At 72.6% G+C, this 15,748-nt stretch carries 14 protein-coding genes and 1 riboswitch; of the genes, 7 read left to right on the top strand and 7 right to left on the bottom strand.

Annotation, left to right across the window (positions count from 1 at the left end; translation table 11 throughout):
• The first annotated feature begins 144 nt into the window (after positions 1-144).
• The 4 genes from AB0B97_RS06715 to AB0B97_RS06700 all read left to right on the top strand — a co-directional run bounded on the left by AB0B97_RS06715 (position 145) and on the right by AB0B97_RS06700 (position 5,273).
• A complete protein-coding gene (locus AB0B97_RS06715) occupies positions 145-2,022 on the top strand; it encodes a M14 family metallopeptidase (protein ID WP_357491247.1) in 1,878 nt (625 codons plus the stop codon).
• A 176-nt stretch (positions 2,023-2,198) separates the two neighbouring features.
• A riboswitch (cobalamin riboswitch) is annotated at positions 2,199-2,263 on the top strand.
• A gap of 109 nt (positions 2,264-2,372) precedes the next feature.
• A complete protein-coding gene (locus AB0B97_RS06710; protein WP_357491245.1) occupies positions 2,373-3,302 on the top strand; it encodes an ABC transporter substrate-binding protein in 930 nt (309 codons plus the stop codon).
• 31 nt (positions 3,303-3,333) lie between these two features.
• Complete coding sequence (locus tag AB0B97_RS06705; RefSeq protein ID WP_357491243.1) at positions 3,334-4,431, top strand: iron ABC transporter permease; 1,098 nt, start codon at positions 3,334-3,336, stop codon at positions 4,429-4,431.
• A 47-nt stretch (positions 4,432-4,478) separates the two neighbouring features.
• Positions 4,479-5,273, top strand: a complete 795-nt coding sequence (locus AB0B97_RS06700; RefSeq protein ID WP_357492058.1) for an ABC transporter ATP-binding protein — start codon at positions 4,479-4,481, stop codon at positions 5,271-5,273.
• On the opposite strand, the gene AB0B97_RS06695 is transcribed toward AB0B97_RS06700, so the two are convergent.
• From AB0B97_RS06695 to AB0B97_RS06675, 5 genes are all read right to left on the bottom strand, one after another.
• A complete protein-coding gene (locus AB0B97_RS06695) occupies positions 5,245-6,018 on the bottom strand; it encodes a VOC family protein (RefSeq protein ID WP_357491241.1) in 774 nt (257 codons plus the stop codon). The two genes, AB0B97_RS06700 and AB0B97_RS06695, sit on opposite strands and share 29 nt — an antisense overlap.
• A 93-nt stretch (positions 6,019-6,111) precedes the next feature.
• Positions 6,112-6,849: an ABC transporter permease gene (locus tag AB0B97_RS06690; protein ID WP_357491239.1), complete on the bottom strand. Its 738-nt coding sequence runs from the start codon at positions 6,847-6,849 to the stop codon at positions 6,112-6,114.
• A gap of 11 nt (positions 6,850-6,860) precedes the next feature.
• Positions 6,861-7,814, bottom strand: coding sequence for an ABC transporter ATP-binding protein (locus tag AB0B97_RS06685; protein WP_357491237.1), 954 nt, complete (start codon positions 7,812-7,814; stop codon positions 6,861-6,863).
• Positions 7,811-8,137 (bottom strand): transcriptional regulator, encoded by a 327-nt coding sequence (locus AB0B97_RS06680; RefSeq protein WP_234584813.1) that lies wholly within the window; start codon positions 8,135-8,137, stop codon positions 7,811-7,813. The genes AB0B97_RS06685 and AB0B97_RS06680 overlap by 4 nt, the downstream gene beginning before the upstream one ends.
• The gene (locus AB0B97_RS06675; protein ID WP_357491235.1) at positions 8,134-8,772 is read right to left on the bottom strand and encodes a transporter; all 639 of its coding nucleotides are present in this window, start codon (positions 8,770-8,772) and stop codon (positions 8,134-8,136) included. The genes AB0B97_RS06680 and AB0B97_RS06675 overlap by 4 nt, the downstream gene beginning before the upstream one ends.
• 82 nt (positions 8,773-8,854) lie before the next feature.
• On the opposite strand from AB0B97_RS06675, the gene AB0B97_RS06670 reads away from it, so the two are divergent.
• A complete protein-coding gene (locus tag AB0B97_RS06670; RefSeq protein WP_357491233.1) occupies positions 8,855-9,517 on the top strand; it encodes a hypothetical protein in 663 nt (220 codons plus the stop codon).
• A 71-nt stretch (positions 9,518-9,588) separates the two neighbouring features.
• On the opposite strand, the gene AB0B97_RS06665 is transcribed toward AB0B97_RS06670, so the two are convergent.
• Positions 9,589-11,967, bottom strand: coding sequence for an AAA family ATPase (locus tag AB0B97_RS06665; protein WP_357491231.1), 2,379 nt, complete (start codon positions 11,965-11,967; stop codon positions 9,589-9,591).
• A gap of 697 nt (positions 11,968-12,664) precedes the next feature.
• Positions 12,665-13,915, bottom strand: coding sequence for a DUF222 domain-containing protein (locus tag AB0B97_RS06660; protein WP_357491229.1), 1,251 nt, complete (start codon positions 13,913-13,915; stop codon positions 12,665-12,667).
• A gap of 353 nt (positions 13,916-14,268) precedes the next feature.
• Between AB0B97_RS06660 and AB0B97_RS06655 the strand changes: the two genes are divergently transcribed.
• Both AB0B97_RS06655 and AB0B97_RS06650 read left to right on the top strand, forming a co-directional pair.
• Positions 14,269-14,847, top strand: coding sequence for a winged helix-turn-helix domain-containing protein (locus tag AB0B97_RS06655; RefSeq protein ID WP_357491227.1), 579 nt, complete (start codon positions 14,269-14,271; stop codon positions 14,845-14,847).
• Between the two features lie 43 nt (positions 14,848-14,890).
• The coding region (locus AB0B97_RS06650) for an MFS transporter (RefSeq protein WP_357491225.1) at positions 14,891-15,748 on the top strand (858 nt) is incomplete at its 3' end.

The raw sequence follows: 15,748 nt of genomic DNA, 5'->3' as shown, positions 1-15,748 counted from the left end.
AGATGTTCAGCGGCAGAAAATCTTTGCCGCAGCGATGGTCAACCTGGGATGCACAAGGCAGCGATCAATATTGATATGACCATGTGACTGATGGTGAAGTGTGCTTCACCGAGCGGGACATCCCGCCCTCCGAGGAGGTAGTCCATGACCCTGGGCAGACCCCACCCTCTCCGTCGCCTCCTGGTGCTCGCCGTCGTCACCGGGCTGGGAATCGTCACCGTCGCCGCCGGACCGGTCGCCGCCCAACCGGCGCCGGACCGCACCGCTGAGCCCGTCGCCGCCGGCTACCGGGTGCTCGGGCCCCGGACCCTCGCCGACCGCAACGCGGTGGCCCGCACCGGGGCCGCCATCGACTACTCCGAACACGGCGTCCTGCACGTCTCGGCCACCGCCGGCGAGGCCGCCGCCATCGGCAAGCTCGGCTTCCGGCTGGAACCGCTCGCCCCACCACCGAACGCCGAACGCGGCGCCGGTGAGATGGGCACGCTGGCGTTCCCGCCCGCCGACTCCAACTACCACGACTACGCGGAACTGACCGCCGTCGTGAACCAGGCCGTCGCCGACCACCCGGCCATCGCCCGCAAGATCAGCATTGGTACGTCGTACGAGGGTCGCGACCTGATGGCCGTGAAGATCTCCGACAACGTCGGCACCGACGAGAACGAGCCGGAGATCCTGTTCAACGCCCAACAGCACGCGCGCGAGCACCTGACCGTCGAGATGGCGATCTACCTGCTCAACCTCTTCACCGACAGCTACGGCAGCGACTCCCGGATCACCAACATCGTCAACAGCCGGGAGATCTGGATCGTGCCGACGGTCAACCCGGACGGCAGCGAGTACGACATCGCCACCGGCTCGTACCGGTCCTGGCGCAAGAACCGGCAGCCCAACAGCGGTTCGTCGAACGTCGGCACCGACCTGAACCGCAACTGGGGCTACAACTGGGGCTGCTGCGGCGGCTCCTCCGGGTCGACGTCGTCGGAGACCTACCGCGGCCCGTCCGCGTTCTCCGCACCCGAGACGCAGGCGCTGCGCAACTTCGTCAACAGTCGCGTCGTCGGCGGCACCCAGCAGATCAAGGCCAACATCGACTTCCACACCTACTCGGAGCTGGTGCTCTGGCCGTACGGCTACACGACCGCGAACACCGCCACCGGGATGAGCGCCGACCAGTACAACACCTTCGCCACCATCGGCCAGCAGATGGCGGCCACCAACAACTACACCCCGGAGCAGTCCAGCGACCTCTACATCACCGACGGGGACAGCCTCGACTGGATGTGGGCCACCCACAACATCTGGGCGTACACGTTCGAGATGTACCCCGGCTCGTCCGGCGGCGGCGGCTTCTACCCGCCCGACGAGGTGATCACCGCGCAGACCACCCGCAACCGGGAGGCGGTGCTGCTGCTCAGCGAGTACGCCGACTGCCCGTACCGGGCCATCGGCAAGCAGTCGCAGTACTGCGGCGGTGGCGGCGGGACCACGGTCTGGTCGGACACCTTCGAGACCGCCACCGGCTGGACGATCAACCCGGCCGGCACCGACACCGCGACCCTCGGGGTCTTCGAACGGGGTGCCGCCCAGGCCACCACGTCCTCCGGCGCCAAGCAGCTCACCCCGTACGCCGGATCCAACGACCTGGTGACCGGCCGGCTCGCGGGCTCGGCGGCGGGTGACTACGACCTCGACGGTGGGGTGACCAGCGCCCGGTCCCCGGCGGTGACCCTGCCGTCGTCCGGCACGCTGACCCTCTCGCTGGCCTGGTACCTGGCCCACGGCTCGAACGCCTCGTCGGCCGACTACCTGCGGGTGAGCGTGGTGCACAACGGCGGCACCACGGCCCTGCTCACCCAGGCCGGCGCGGCCGCCAACCGCAACGGGACCTGGGCGGTGGCGAACCTCAACCTCACCCCGTACGCCGGTCAGTCCGTGCGGATCCTCGTCGAGGCGGCGGACGCCTCCGGCGCGAGCCTCGTGGAGGCGGCTGTGGACAACGTCACCATCACCGCCTCCTGATCGGGTGGGGCCCCGCTCCGCCCCCGGCGGGGCCCCGCCACCCGCTCCCGAGCCTCAGATCCGGGACAAATGCCGCTCCTGCGACCGCACACCGATCGACGAGTGTTGATCAACACTTGATCGATCCGGCACGTCCCGGCGGTGCGCTACCGTCTTACCGACCACTCCGCAGCGAAGCCGGTGTGAAACCGGCGCTGTCCCGCAACTGTGATGCCCCGCCCGACGGCGGGGACGAGCCAGGTCGCCTGCGGAGGGGTCGCGACACGCGCTCTCGAGGAAGGGCGCCTCGTGGGCGGGCGTACGAGTCCTGTCGGCGAAGCACCACACTCCTCGACCGACAGGAGGCCCCCATGTCCAGACGTACCCCCCGGCTCCTCGCCGCGACCCTCGCGGTCGCCGCGCTCGCCCTCGGCGCCTGCGCCGAGAAGACCGACGACAAGCCGAGCGCGGGCACCGCCGCCGCCAGCTACCCGGTGACGGTCGGCGCGCTGACCCTCGACAAGCGTCCCGAGAAGATCGTGTCGCTCTCGCCCAGCGCCACCGAGATGCTCTTCGCGATCGGTGCCGGCCCGCAGGTGACCGCGGTCGACGACCAGTCCAATCACCCGGCCGACGCGCCCAAGACGGACCTGTCCGGCTTCCAGCCCAACGCCGAGGCGATCGCCGGCAAGAACCCTGACCTGGTGGTGCTCTCCAACGACATCAACAAGATCGTCGACCAGCTCGGCAAGCTGAAGATCCCGGTGTATCTGACCCCGGCGGCCAGCACGCTTGACGACTCGTACCGGCAGATCACCGAGCTGGGCACCCTGACCGGGCACGCCGACCAGGCCACCGACGTCGCCGGCCGGATGAAGGACGACATCGCCAAGCTGGTCAAGGACCTGCCGCAGCGCACCGAGAAGCTCACCTACTACCACGAGTTGGGCCCGGAGCTGTACAGCGCGACCAGCAAGACCTTCATCGGCTCGCTCTACGGGCTGGTCGGCCTGACCAACATCGCCGACGCGGCGGACGCCGACGGCAAGAACGGCGGCTACCCGCAGCTGTCCCAGGAGTTCATCGTCAAGGCCGACCCGGACTTCGTGTTCCTGGCCGACTCCAAGTGCTGCCAGCAGAACGGCGACTCGGTCAAGGCCCGCAGCGGCTGGTCCGGGATCACCGCAGTGAAGAACAACCAGGTCGTCGCGCTGGACGATGACATCGCCTCCCGGTGGGGCCCGCGGGTCGTGGACCTGCTCCGGGTGATCATCGACGCGGTCGCCAAGGTGCCCGCGTGACGGTCGTCCGTCAGTGACCGGAACGTCGCAGATGACCGCTGGAGCACCCGCCACCCGGCCGGCCGGTACGCCTCGCGCGTCCCGGCCCGCCGGGCTGCGCAAAGGCTGGGTGGTCGCCGGCGTCCTCGCGGTGCTCGTCGCGCTCCTCGCCGGGGTGTCGCTCGGGCCGGTAAGCCTCCCGCCGGGCAGCGTCGCCGCCGAGTTGCTCAACCTGATCCCCGGGGTGCACCTCGACAGCGGGCTGAGCGAGCGGGAGATCGCCATCATCACCGAACTGCGGCTGCCCCGGGTCGTGCTGGGCCTCCTCGTCGGCGGCCTGCTCGCCCTGGCCGGCGGCTGCTACCAGGGTGTGTTCCGCAACCCGCTGGCCGACCCGTACCTGCTCGGCGTCGCCGCCGGCGCGGGCCTCGCGGTCACCGCGGTGATCGCCCTCGGCGGCGCCGGTCGGCAGGGGGCGATCTCCGGGCTGCCGCTGACCATCCCGCTGGCCGCGTTCGTCGGCTCGTTGCTCGCCGTGACGATGACCTACCTGCTCGGCGCGGCCGGCGGGCGGAGCAGGTCCCCGGCGATGCTGATCCTGGCCGGCGTCGCGGTCTCCGCCTTCCTCTCCGCCGGGCAGACGTACCTGCTCCAGCGGCACTCCGACAGCATCCAGCCGGTCTACTCCTGGCTGCTCGGCCGGCTGGCCACCGCCGGCTGGCACGACGTGCTGCTGGTGCTGCCGTACGCCGCCCTGACCACGGTGGTGGTGCTGCTGCACCGCCGCGAGCTGGACGTCCTCGCGGTCGGCGACGACGAGGCGAGGAGCCTCGGCCTGCACCCGCAGCGCTCCCGCTACCTGCTGATCGCCGCAGCGTCGCTGGGCACCGCCGCGGCGGTCTCCGCGACGGGGCTCATCGGCTTCGTCGGCATCATCGTGCCGCACACCGTCCGGCTGCTCGCCGGGTCGAGCTACCGCGTGATCCTGCCGCTGTCACTGCTGTTCGGGGCCGCTTTCCTGGCCCTGACCGACGTGGTGGCCCGTACCGCCGCCGCCCCGGCCGAGGTGCCCATCGGCGTGGTCACCGCACTGCTCGGCGGCCCGTTCTTCGTCCTCGTGCTGCGCACCGCCCGACGGGTGCTCACGTGAGCCCCGATCCCGGGCCGGCGGGCGTGCCGGCTCCCGGGCCGGCCGGCGTGCCGGCCGTCGAGGTGCGGGGTCTGCACGTCAGTCTGGACGGCACGCCGATCCTCACCGGCGTCGACCTCACCGTCGCGGCCGGCGAGTGGGTCACCGTGATCGGCCCGAACGGCGCCGGCAAATCCACCCTGCTGCGTGCCGTCGGCGGCCTGCTGCCCGCGCCGGAGGCCATCACCCTGTTCGGTACGCCGAGCACCGCGCTGCGCCGCCGCGACCGCGCCCGGGTGGTGGCGACGGTGACACAGTCCCCGGTGGTGCCGCCCGGCATGTCGGTGCTGGACTACGTGCTGCTCGGCCGCACCCCCTACATCCCGCCGCTGGGTCGGGAGTCGACAGCGGACATCGCCGCCGTGCAGGAGGTGCTGGACCGCCTGGACCTCACCGGCTTTCACCGCCGCGAGCTGGCAACCCTCTCCGGGGGCGAACGACAGCGGGTCTTCCTCGCCCGCGCGCTCGCCCAGGGCGCGACGCTGCTGCTGCTCGACGAGCCGACCAGCGCGCTGGACATCGGTCACCAGCAGGAGGTGCTGGAGCTGGTCGACCAGCTGCGTCGCGCGCACGGTCTGACGGTGCTCGCCACCATGCACGATCTCTCCCTGGCCGGGGAGTACGCGGACCGGATGGTGCTGCTGGCCGGCGGTCGGGTGGTGGCGACCGGGACGCCGCACGAGGTGCTGACCGAACACCTCCTCGCCACCCACTACCGGGCCAGCGTCCGGGTGGTCCCCGGCACCAACGGCCCGCTGGTGGTTCCCGTCCGCCCTAACTCCCGTCGTCACCCAGGTCGATGACCGAGAAGAGTGCGCCCTGGGGATCGCGGAGGGCGGCGAACCGGCCGGTCGGGATGTCGCGGGGTGGCACGAGGATGGTTCCGCCGAGTTCGGCGGCGCGGGCGGCGGCGGCGTCCGCGTCGGTCACCGCGAAGTACACCGTCCAGTACGCCGGGAGGTCGGCCGGGAAGTCGTCGGCGAGCGGCGGCATCATTCCGGCGACGATCCGCGCGCCGAGCCGCCACCCGGTGTACGTCATGCCGCCGACCGGCTGCTCGTCCGGCTGCCACCCGAACACCAGCTCGTAGAAGACCTTCGCCCCGTCCGGGTCGGGGGTGACCAGTTCGTTCCAGCTCATCGCGCCGGGCACGTTGAACGCCTCGGCGCCGGGCATCGCCAGTGGCTGCCAGACGCTGAACGTGGCGCCCGCCGGGTCGGCGAACACCGCCATCCTGCCCCGGTCGAAGACCTCGAACGGCGGCACCACTACCTGCCCACCGGCGCGTTCGACCCGCCCGGCGGCCAGTTCCGCGTCGTCGGTGGCGATGTACGTTGACCAGATCGGCACCTGGTCGGGAATGGCCGGCGGGCCGACACCGGCCACCGGCCGGCCGTCGAGCAGGAAGACGGTGTAGCCGCCGGCCTCGGGCTCCGGTGTCACCCGTCCGGTCCAGCCGAAGAGTTCGGGGTAGAAGCGGCGCGCGTCGGTCAGGTCCGGGGTTGCCAGGTCGGCCCAGCACGGCGTACCCGGCGGGACGGTGCTCACGTCAGACCCCTCTCGGCCGGCGGCCACGGGCGGCCCCCCTGCCGGAATCCTGGCACCGTCCCGCCGTCGTACGGGGCGGAAACGGACGAATCGTCAGCTGAACCGGCGACCCTCGTCCCGTCGGTACGCCCAGGCGGCGAGTGAGGCGAGCAGCGCGACCCAGACGCCGAGCATGATCAGCGCCAGCGGCTCGACCGGGTAGTCCCCGACCGCCGACCACATGAGTTCGGCCGCGCCCCGGGTGGGCAGGTACGGCGCGATCGTCTCGATGAACCCGGGCGCGTCTCCCGGTGCGGAGAGCAGCCCACCGCCGAACGCGAGCGGCAGGAAGACGACCTGCGCCACCACGACCGCCGCCTTGCTGGGCAGCGAGTAGCCGATGGCGAGCCCCATCAGCGTGAACGGCACCGAGATGACGGCAACCGTCACGGCGGTCACCAGGAACGCCAGCGGGGTGATCCGGGCCGGGGTCAGCGTCGCGCCGATCACCACGACCGGGATCAGCGAGAGGTACGTCAGCGCGAGACCGGCCAGCACCCGACCCGCGAAGCGCGGCGCGGGTCCGGCCGGCAGAGTCCGCGTGTACGGGTTCCACGGCTGGTCGCGGTCCTCGGCGACGCCGACGCCGTACTGAAAGATGTTGGCGCTCATCACCGAGAAGGTGATCATCGACGCGGTGGCGAAGGTGGCGCCGACCGGGTCGTCACCGGTGAACGGCACCACGAAGAAGATCATGGCGGCGGCGGGGAAGAAAGCGCTGCCGACGACGGCCACCGGGATCCGGATGATCTCCAGAAGTTGGTAGCGGGCGTGGACCAGGGCGAGCTGCACGGTGCGCCTCCTCAGCGGGTGGTGGGTCGGCCGCCGGCAGCGGCGGGGGCGGGGTCTTCGGGGGCGGGCTGCGCGGCGACGTGGGCCTGCTCCTGGCTGCCCGTCCCGCTGGTGATGGCGAGGAACGCCTCCTCCAGCGAGGTGGGCCGCACCTCCAGGTCGGTGAACGCCGCCCGGGAGCCGACCAGCGCCCGGACCAGCTCGTCGGCGTCGGTGGTGAGCAGGTGCAGTCGTCCGTCGACCCGTTCGGCGCGTACGACGCCGGGCAGTTCGGGCAGCTCATCGGCGACCAGGCTGACCCGGCGTACGCCGACGATGCCGCGCACGGCCTCCACGGTGTCGTCGGCGAGCACCCGGCCCTGCCCGATCACCACCACGCGGTGGGCGAGCGCCTCCACCTCCTCCAGGTAGTGGCTGCTCAGCAGGACGGTTCCGCCGTCGGAGTGGAACGCGCGGATCGCGTCCCACAGGGTGTGCCGGGCCTCGACGTCCAGGCCGGTGGTCGGCTCGTCGAGCAGTACGAGCCGGGGTCGGCCGACGAACGCCAGCGCCACGGCCAGCCGGCGACGCTGGCCGCCGGAGAGCCCGCCGGTCTGCCGCCGGGCGAGGTCGCCGAGGCCGAAGCGGTCGAGCAGCTCACCCCGGGGCACCGGGTCGGGGTAGTGCGCGGAGACGAAGTCGACGACCTCGCCGACCCGCAGCGTGCCCGGCAGACCGGTCTCCTGCGGGGTGACGCCGATCTGCCGCCGCGACGCCGGGTCGCGGGGGTCGCGCCCGAACAACTCGACACGGCCCGAACTGGGCCGACGCAGACCGACCAGCAGATTCATCAGGGTGCTCTTGCCGGCGCCGTTGGGGCCGAGCAGGCCGACGAGCTCGCCGGCCCGGACCTCCAGGTCGACGCGGTCGAGGGCGAGGACGTCGCCGTACCGGCGGCTGGCCTGGTCGGCGCGGGCGAGGGTCATGACTGCTCCTTCGACGGGGTGGGGCCGAGCTGGGAGGGATCGAGCAGGGTGCGGATGGCTTCGGTGTACTCCTCGAACGCCAGCCGGCCCCGCCGGCTGAGCCGGATCAGGGTGGCCGGGGTACGTCCACGATGGGTCTTGCTAATCTCGACGTACCCGGCGTCCTCCAGCTTTCGCAGGTGGACGGAGAGGTTGCCGGCGGTCATCGCGAGCAGTTCCTGGAGTCGGGGAAAGGTGATCCGGTCCCCGTCGCCGAGCGCGGAGAGCGCGGCGACGACCCGCAGCCGCGCCTGGGCGTGGATGACCGGATCGAGGTCGGTCATGGCAGGCGTCGCTGTCGCAGCCGGGCGATGGTTCCGGCGACCAGGATCCCGGCCCCGCCGGCCACCGAGATGACGAGGGCGTGCCAGCCCGGCCCGGCGATCGCGCCGACCACGTTGATCACGCTGATCCAGACGCCCAGCCGGAAGAGGTCCCGGTCCAGCCAGATCGCGCCGCCCGCCATGTGCAACGCCCCGGTCAACCCCACGGCGGCGGCGGACCAGAGCAGCCCCGCCAGGTCGTGCGGCAGGTGTTCCGAGACCCGGCCGACCGCCGCGTACACGCTCACCGACCCCAGGGCCCAGGCCCACCCGTACCACCGGCCGCGCCGGGCCGAGTCCCCGGTCACCTGGCCGTACGCCCGCGCGCCGGCCACAGCCTGGATCGCGCCGGCGGCCACCAGCAGGGCGAAGAGCGCGGTCAGGGGCAGCCAGTCGGGCAACCGGACCAGCACCCGCCCGTCCGGGGAGTAGCGCAGGAAGAACAGCCCGAAGCCGACCAGCCACGCCACGCCCCACGGCCAGTAGATGAGCCGGGCGTCGGGTTCCAGCCGGGAGACCGTGGCCGCCCGCTGGTCGCGGATCAGTTGGAGTGCCGTCGCGGCGTCAGCGGGCGGTCGATCGTCGTCGTGTTCCACGCAAACAACTTTACGACGCAAAGTCGAAGCCGTGTGCCCCGCTCCCGTGGCGGGTACCCGACAGCGGCGCGGAGTGCCTACGGTGAGGAGTCGACTGTGGCTGACCCGTCGCACAGGACAGAGGAGGGCCGGCATCAATTACCAGGAACGGCTGACCGACCTCGTCGAGCCGGACGAACAGTTGCTCGCCGTCGCGAAGGCCGAGATCGCCCAAGGCGTCGGGCCAGCCGATCCGCCCGCCGCCGATCCGCCCGCCGTTGACCGCCCAGCCTCCTCCCGTGCCGCCGGCGTTGTCTCCGGGGTCCTGCTCAACCTGCTCGTACCGCTGCTGTCCTTTTCGGCGGGCGACCGGATCGTCGACCGCGTGGCCTTCGGGGTCGCCGGCCGGGGCGTCCCCGGCTCGGCCGCCTCCACCCTGCGGTTCGCCCGGCGGCCGGTGCCCCCGGTGACCTCGATCGAGGACACCGTCCTCGCGGTCACCGACCGGCGGCTGCTCGTGTGCGCGTCCGGGCCGATGACAATCTGGTCGAGCCGGGCCGACGACGAGCGGGCCGCCGCCGCAACCCGGATCGTCTGGTCCGTGCCCCGGCCGGCGGTGGCCGACGCCCGGGTGGGTTGGCACCGGCTCAACCCGAAGCGGCTGCGGATCGAGTTCACCGACGGCTCGTGGCTGGCGTTCACGGTGCCGATCGCCGAGCACGGCAAGCCACTGCGCGAGATCGCCGCCGCGCTGACCGGCCGCTGACCCGCCCGACCCGCCGCGAGCACCGGCGAGCTGGCCGTGGCCCGCGCCAACGCCGCCGGGGACAGCGCGGTCTACAGCGGCGCCGGCTCCAGTGGCGCGGCCTGCGCCGGCGTCTGCGGCGGCGCGGTCAGCAGTGGCGCGGGCAGCGGTTCGCTGTGCAGCACCGAGAGGCGGGACACCGCGCGGGTGAGCACCACGTACAGCCGGTGCAGCCCGCGTGGCTCGGCCGCGACGATCGCGGCCGGCTCGACCACCACCACGTGGTCGTACTCCAGACCCTTGACCAGCGTCGCGGGCACCACTGTGACCCGCTCCGCGGCGGTGACGTCGTCGGCGGTCGCGGTGGCCACGCCCGCGGCGGCCAGCGCCGCGCGCAGCTCGTCGACCGCGTCGTCCGCGGCGATCACACCTACCGAACCGTCGTGCGCGAGCGCCGTCCGCACCTCGGCCACCGTCGCGGCGGTCAGATCGGCCACGGTACGCACATCCAGGCCGCCGTCGTGACGCAGCGACTCGGCCGGCGGTACGTCCACCGCCAGCGCCGGCAGCAGCAGGTTGGCGAACGCGACCACCGCGGCGGGCACCCGGAAACCGACAGTCAACGGCACCACCACGGCGTCCGGCTTGCCCAGGTGGGTCAGGGACTCCCGCCAGTCGGTCGCCGCCCACGGCGCGGTGCCCTGCGCGAGGTCACCGAGCAGGGTGACCGAGCCGTGCTCACTGCGGCGGGCGATGGCCCGACACTGCATGGGGGAGAGATCCTGAGCCTCGTCCACCACCACGTGCCCGAACCCGGAGGGGCGCTCCAGCAGCCCGGCAGCCTCGTCGACAAGCACCGCGTCGGCGGCGGTCCAGCGGGCGGCCTTCGGCGTACGGGCCGGCTTCGCCCAGACCAGCTGCGCCTGCTCGGCGTCGCTGAGCAACCCGTCCGCAGCCGTGGCGAGTCGGGCCGGGTCGGAGAGCAGACCGTGTACCAGCCCCTCCGGGGTGAGCGCCGGCCAGACCGCGTCCAGGAAGTCCACCACCGGCCGGCACCGGCTCATCCGGCGCAGCCACGCGTCGCTGGGCGACTCCGCTCGCCGTGCCTCGGCCTGCCGTTGCAGGAGACTCACCACGCGCGCCCGCACCCGCTCCCGGCCGGTGCCGTACGGCAGCCCCTCCCGACGGGTCTCCTCGACGATCCGGTGCAGCGGCTCCAAGCCGATCCGCCACCGGAACGAACCGTCCGACACGGTGATCGAGTCGGTCGGCGTACCGATCCGTGTCTGCACCGCGCGCCGCAGGACGCTCGCCATCCGCGCGTCGTGCTTGAGCGCCGCCACGGCCGGCGCCTCCACCGCCCGCACCGGCACCCGTGAAATCAACTCCTCCACGGTGGCCTGCTCGACCTCGACCTCACCGAGCGCCGGCAGCACCGCCGCGATGTACGACAGGAACGCCCTGTTCGGCCCGACGATCAGCACGCCCGCCCGCCGCAACCGCTCCCGGTGCAGATAGAGCAGGTACGCGGCCCGATGCAGGCCGACAGCCGTCTTGCCGGTGCCCGGCGCCCCCTGCACGCAGATCGAGTCGGCCAGGTCGGCCCGGACCAGCTCGTCCTGCTCCGGCTGAATCGTGGCGACGATGTCGCGCATCGGCCCGACGCGCGGTCGCTCGATCTCGGAGGTGAGGATCCGACTGGCCGTGCCCAGTTCCTCGCCCCGGTCCAGCCGCTCATCCTCGAAACTGGTCAACACCCCGTTGCTGAACCCGAACCGCCGCCGGACCGCCACTCCCTGCGGATCGCGCGCGCTGGCCCGGTAGAACGACCGGGAAACCGGTGCCCGCCAGTCCAGCACCAGCGGCTCGCCGTGCTCGTCGGTGACATGCCGCCGCCCCACGTGATACCGCCGACCATAATGATCGCCGCTGCCGCTGCCTTCGCGGCCACTGCTTCCGCGGCCGCTGCCTCCGCTGCCTCCGCTGCCTCCGCTGCCGCTGCGTCCGGTGCTGCCTCCGCTGCCTCCGCTGCCGCTGCGTCCGGTGCTGCCTTCGCTGCCGCTGCCTCCGCTTGCCTCGCCGGCGCTGGTCGTGGTCGTGCTGCTGGTGGCGGTGCCTGCGCTGGTGGTGGCTGCGTTGGTCGTGGTGGCGTTGGTCGTGGTGGCGTTGGTCGTGGTGGCGCTGGTCGTGGGTCCGGTGGCCGTCTTGTCGTCGCTCGTGGTTCCACCGAAGTCGAGGCGGCCGAAGAACAGCGGCGTGGTGGGGTCGTCGGCCAGTTCGGCCACCCGGCGGGCCAGCGTACGGCCGAGCATCTCCGCCGCGTACGGGTCGCCGGCCACCTGGTCGCCGGTCGAGAAGAGGGCTTCGGCCCGCTCCCGCATCCGGCGCAGCGCCGCGCGCGAGGTGGCCAGATGGGCGCGTTCGGCGACCAGATCCGTTTCGGGGTGGGTGTCCAGGTCAGGTGCGGGCATGCTGACGTCCCATCGTTCACATCTGCTGCGCGCTCGCGTGTCCGGTGGCGGATGGCCGCCCGCCCGGCGCGGTGACGTCCGTTCCGGTGCAGCTCACCTCGGCCGTCAAGCGGGCTGCAACCCTACGCCCTCCCGAGGGCCCCTTCCACCGAATTACCGACCAGACCACCCGTTCGCGTTGGCGTGGCGCAGAACGACGTAGCGCCGGGCGCGCACTGCCCGGGCCTGGTGCTGGTCTCGTCGGTCTTCGTCTGGCTGTCGGTGCGGAGCGACGCAGGATCATCGCGTGCGGTTGCCCTGGTGTTGCGGGCGCTGCCTCGCGGGGGTATCCACGGGCCGGTGTTGGGCAGGTAGGCAGGGCGGGTCGACCTGGGCCGGGCCGGCCGGGCCTATCCGCAAAGTAGCGCCACGCGCTCCCGAGCCGGGCCGGGGTCCGACGTGGGCCGGGCCGGCCGGGCCTATCCGCAAAGTAGCGCCAGGCGCACCCGAGCGGGGCCGGGGTCCGACGTGGGCCGGGCCGGCCGGTCCTATCCGCGAGGGAGCGCCGGGCGCACCCGGGCCGGGCCGGCGTCCGACGTGGGCCGGGCCAGCCGGGCGGGCCGGTGCGTCGGGGGGCCTGGCTAGGCGTGGGCGAACGGGCCGCCGGGGCTTGGTCGCTGGTCTCGGCCGGTTTCGCGATGAGTGAGCTTGGCCGGTCTCAGCAGCGCCGGTGGTAGAGGTTGCGCCGTGGGGTGCGGAGCGGGTCCATCCAGTCGGGCGGGAGGAATTCGGCCTGGCCGTCCGGCGCGATGCGGACGATCCAGTCACCCTGGTGAAGGAGCCGGTGATGGTGGCCGCACAGCAGGACCGCGTTGCCCAGCGTCGTCGTGCCGCCGTCGGCCCAGTGGCGGACGTGGTGGCCGTCGCACCAACGGGATGGCCGGTCGCAGCCGGGGAAGGCGCAGCCACCGTCGCGTAGCACCAGCGCGCGCCGCAGTGGGCCGGTGAAGAGTCGGCGTTGACGCCCGACGTCCAGGATCTGGCTGTTGCCGCCCAACACGGCCGGGAGGACCGAGGAGTCGCAGGCCAGGCGTCGGACCGCGCCCGGTGTGAGGCGCACCCCGGTTTCCAGGGTGCCTGCGCGTACGCCGTTGACCAGCGCGTCCAGTGACATGGTGACCACCAGTTGCGGGCGGTCCCCACCGTTGTCGGGCAGGTCGCCGGTGCGCAGTGCCAGCCGGCAGATCTCACCGAGTGCGTCCGCCCGGCGTTGACCGGGACTGCGCTCGTCGTGCTCACCGGCCGGGGCGCAGAGCGGATCGATGGCCTCGCGCAGCAGGCTCGCGGTTTCGGTGTCGAGGGTGCCGCTCAGACGTATCTGACCATTTTGCTGGTCGGAGAGGGTGACGTGCCGGCGGGCCTCGGCTCGCTCGGTGGCTCGCTTGAGAGCTGCCAGCTCTGCCTGGTCGGCCACGTCGGGCGCGACGTGTGCGAGGACGCGCTCCCCGAGGCGGCTCAGGGTGGCCGGGTCGAACCGATCGGCCCACGTGATCAGCAGCTCGGTGGCTTTGTCGGCCACCTCCGGCCCGGCCTCGACGGGCAGGGCGGCGATGGTCTCCGCCAGCACCCGGCCCTGCTCCACGGTGATGGTGCCGGCGTGCACGGCAGCGCGGACCGCTGGTGGCGCGGCGTCGAGGGTGGCCGCGAGCTGAACGAGCTGGCGGGCGGACCGGCTGGAGAGCCGAAGGCGATCCCGCAACCAGACCGCGGTGGACGAGGCGCCTTCGGCGACGGCCAGACCTCGGGCGTCCAGCTCGCGCACCAGACCGAGCTGGACGGCGGCCAATCGCTGCGCCACCTGGTGAGCTGCGTCGAGCGAGGCGAGCAGTTCGTTGTCGGGGAGGGCCCACGCCGCAGCCTCGACGCAGTCGTCGACGGCACCGCTCGCCTGTGCCAACGCCCCCAACATGAAGCCACGATAGAACAGGTGTACGACAACTTTGCGCCGCCGGATGACTCTCCCGCCCGGCTCAGCCAATTCGCCAATACGGGGTGCGCGGCTCCCGGCGGCGACAACCTGGCAGCCGGTTCCCGGGTGAAATGAGCGAACCCGGGCTCGGGGACGCGCAGGCGGGCCGCCGATGCTGAGCGCCTCCGCCACCGCCAACCTGCGGTATCGACGCAGCCCGCGACCCCGGTTCGACCTTCGGGGCGGTCGGCCGGCTGTCGGATGATCGCGGCACGGTGCCTGCGCCGGGCGTCCGACGTGGCGGGATGTGCGGGGTGATGGCGGGTCGGGTGGGCGGCCGGGATCATGGAGGCATGACCGAGGCCCGTCCCGAGCCGCTTCGGATGGTCAGTGACCCGCAGGTGATGCGGGCGCTGGCCCATCCGGCCCGGATCGCGATCATGGAGTATCTCCACAGCCATATCGATGGCAGCACCGCCACCGAGTGTGCGGAGATCGTCAGGCTGTCACCGAGCGCGACCAGTTATCACCTGCGGGCGTTGGCGAAGTTCGGCTTGGTGGAGCAGGCGCCGAGCCGAGGGGACGCCCGGGAACGGGTGTGGCGCACGTCGAACCCCAGCCTCATGGTCGACGCGGGCCGCGAGGCCGGGCCCGAGGCGCGGGCCGCGGAACAGGCCCTGGTGGAGGCGCATGCGGCGCGCGCCATGGAGCGGACCCGGGACTGGTTGCGCCGCGCCGGGGATGAACCTCCTGAGTGGTACGACGCGGCGCTGTTCAACGAGGCGCTGCTCGTGCTCACGGCGGAGGAGTTGGCCGCCCTCAACGAAGCGGTCCTGGCGCTGCTGAGGCCGTACTACCCGCGGCACCGCACGGAGGTGCCGCCGGACGCGCGCTCCGTCGCCGTGCAGTACCGGACGGTGCCGCTGGCATAGACGGGGGTTGTGCTGACCAGTTGTGAAGGATTATTTTCGAAGTATGTCCTTCACAACTGGTCCGCCGCGCTGGTCCGACGTGTGGCTCGCCGCCTCGGCTCGTGGAATCACGATCTGTGGCGACTTCCTCGCCGCCACCGCGCTCGCCCTCGCCCTCCAGGGTTCCGGAGCTGGCGGGCTCGCCGTGTCGGGGCTGCTGCTCGCGGCCACCCTGCCCCTGGTGGTGCTGGCACCGCTCGCCGGCCGGCTCGCCGACCGGGTCGACAGCCGTACCCTGCTGGTGACCGTCGGGCTGGCCCAGGCCGCGATCTGCACGTTGCTCGCCGTCGTCACCCACCCGGTTCTGGTGGTGGGGCTCGTCGCGCTGCTCGCCTGCGGGCTCGCGGTGACGCAGCCCTGCCTGGCGGCGCTGCTCCCGGCGATGGTCCGCCCGGCCGACCTGCCCCGCGCCAGTGCGATCAGTCAGACCGCTGTCTCTCTCGGCGCACTCGGCGGCCCGGTGCTGGCTGGCCTGCTGGTGGGGCAGTTCGGCACCCGCGTACCGCTGCTGGTCGACGCCGCGACCTACCTGGCACTGGTGGCGGCCGGCCTGCTGCTGCGGACCCGACGCGGTGGTCGCCAGACCGCCGCCGGGCCGACCGCCCCCGTGCCGACCGCCGCCGCCGGACCGCGCGCTGCTGGACCGCGCGCTGCTGGGCCGAGTGCTGCTGGGCCGGCCGCTGCCGAACCGTGCGCTGCCGAACCGACCGCTGCCGGCTCGGGAACGCCGACCATAGGCCCGGAGGCGCAGGCCGGTCCGACCGAGACCGGTCCGACCGAGACCGGTCCGACCGAGACCGGTCCGACCGAGACCGGTCCGACCGAGACCGGTCCGACCGAGACCGGTCCGACCGAGACCGGT

Origin of the sequence: Micromonospora sp. NPDC049004 (genome assembly GCF_040649315.1) — a bacterium.
Taxonomy (GTDB): domain Bacteria; phylum Actinomycetota; class Actinomycetes; order Mycobacteriales; family Micromonosporaceae; genus Micromonospora.
This window is presented reverse-complemented; position numbering and strand designations above follow the sequence as displayed.

What these genes read in the sequence shown, in the direction of transcription:
- AB0B97_RS06665 (WP_357491231.1), bottom strand. Translation starts at nt 11,967, where the DNA reads ATGCCCGCACCTGACCTGGACACCCACCCCGAAACGGATCTGGTCGCC.
- AB0B97_RS06715 (WP_357491247.1), top strand. Translation starts at nt 145, where the DNA reads ATGACCCTGGGCAGACCCCACCCTCTCCGTCGCCTCCTGGTGCTCGCC.
- AB0B97_RS06660 (WP_357491229.1), bottom strand. Translation starts at nt 13,915, where the DNA reads ATGTTGGGGGCGTTGGCACAGGCGAGCGGTGCCGTCGACGACTGCGTC.
- AB0B97_RS06685 (WP_357491237.1), bottom strand. Translation starts at nt 7,814, where the DNA reads ATGACCCTCGCCCGCGCCGACCAGGCCAGCCGCCGGTACGGCGACGTC.
- AB0B97_RS06710 (WP_357491245.1), top strand. Translation starts at nt 2,373, where the DNA reads ATGTCCAGACGTACCCCCCGGCTCCTCGCCGCGACCCTCGCGGTCGCC.
- AB0B97_RS06655 (WP_357491227.1), top strand. Translation starts at nt 14,269, where the DNA reads ATGACCGAGGCCCGTCCCGAGCCGCTTCGGATGGTCAGTGACCCGCAG.
- AB0B97_RS06680 (WP_234584813.1), bottom strand. Translation starts at nt 8,137, where the DNA reads ATGACCGACCTCGATCCGGTCATCCACGCCCAGGCGCGGCTGCGGGTC.
- AB0B97_RS06705 (WP_357491243.1), top strand. Translation starts at nt 3,334, where the DNA reads ATGACCGCTGGAGCACCCGCCACCCGGCCGGCCGGTACGCCTCGCGCG.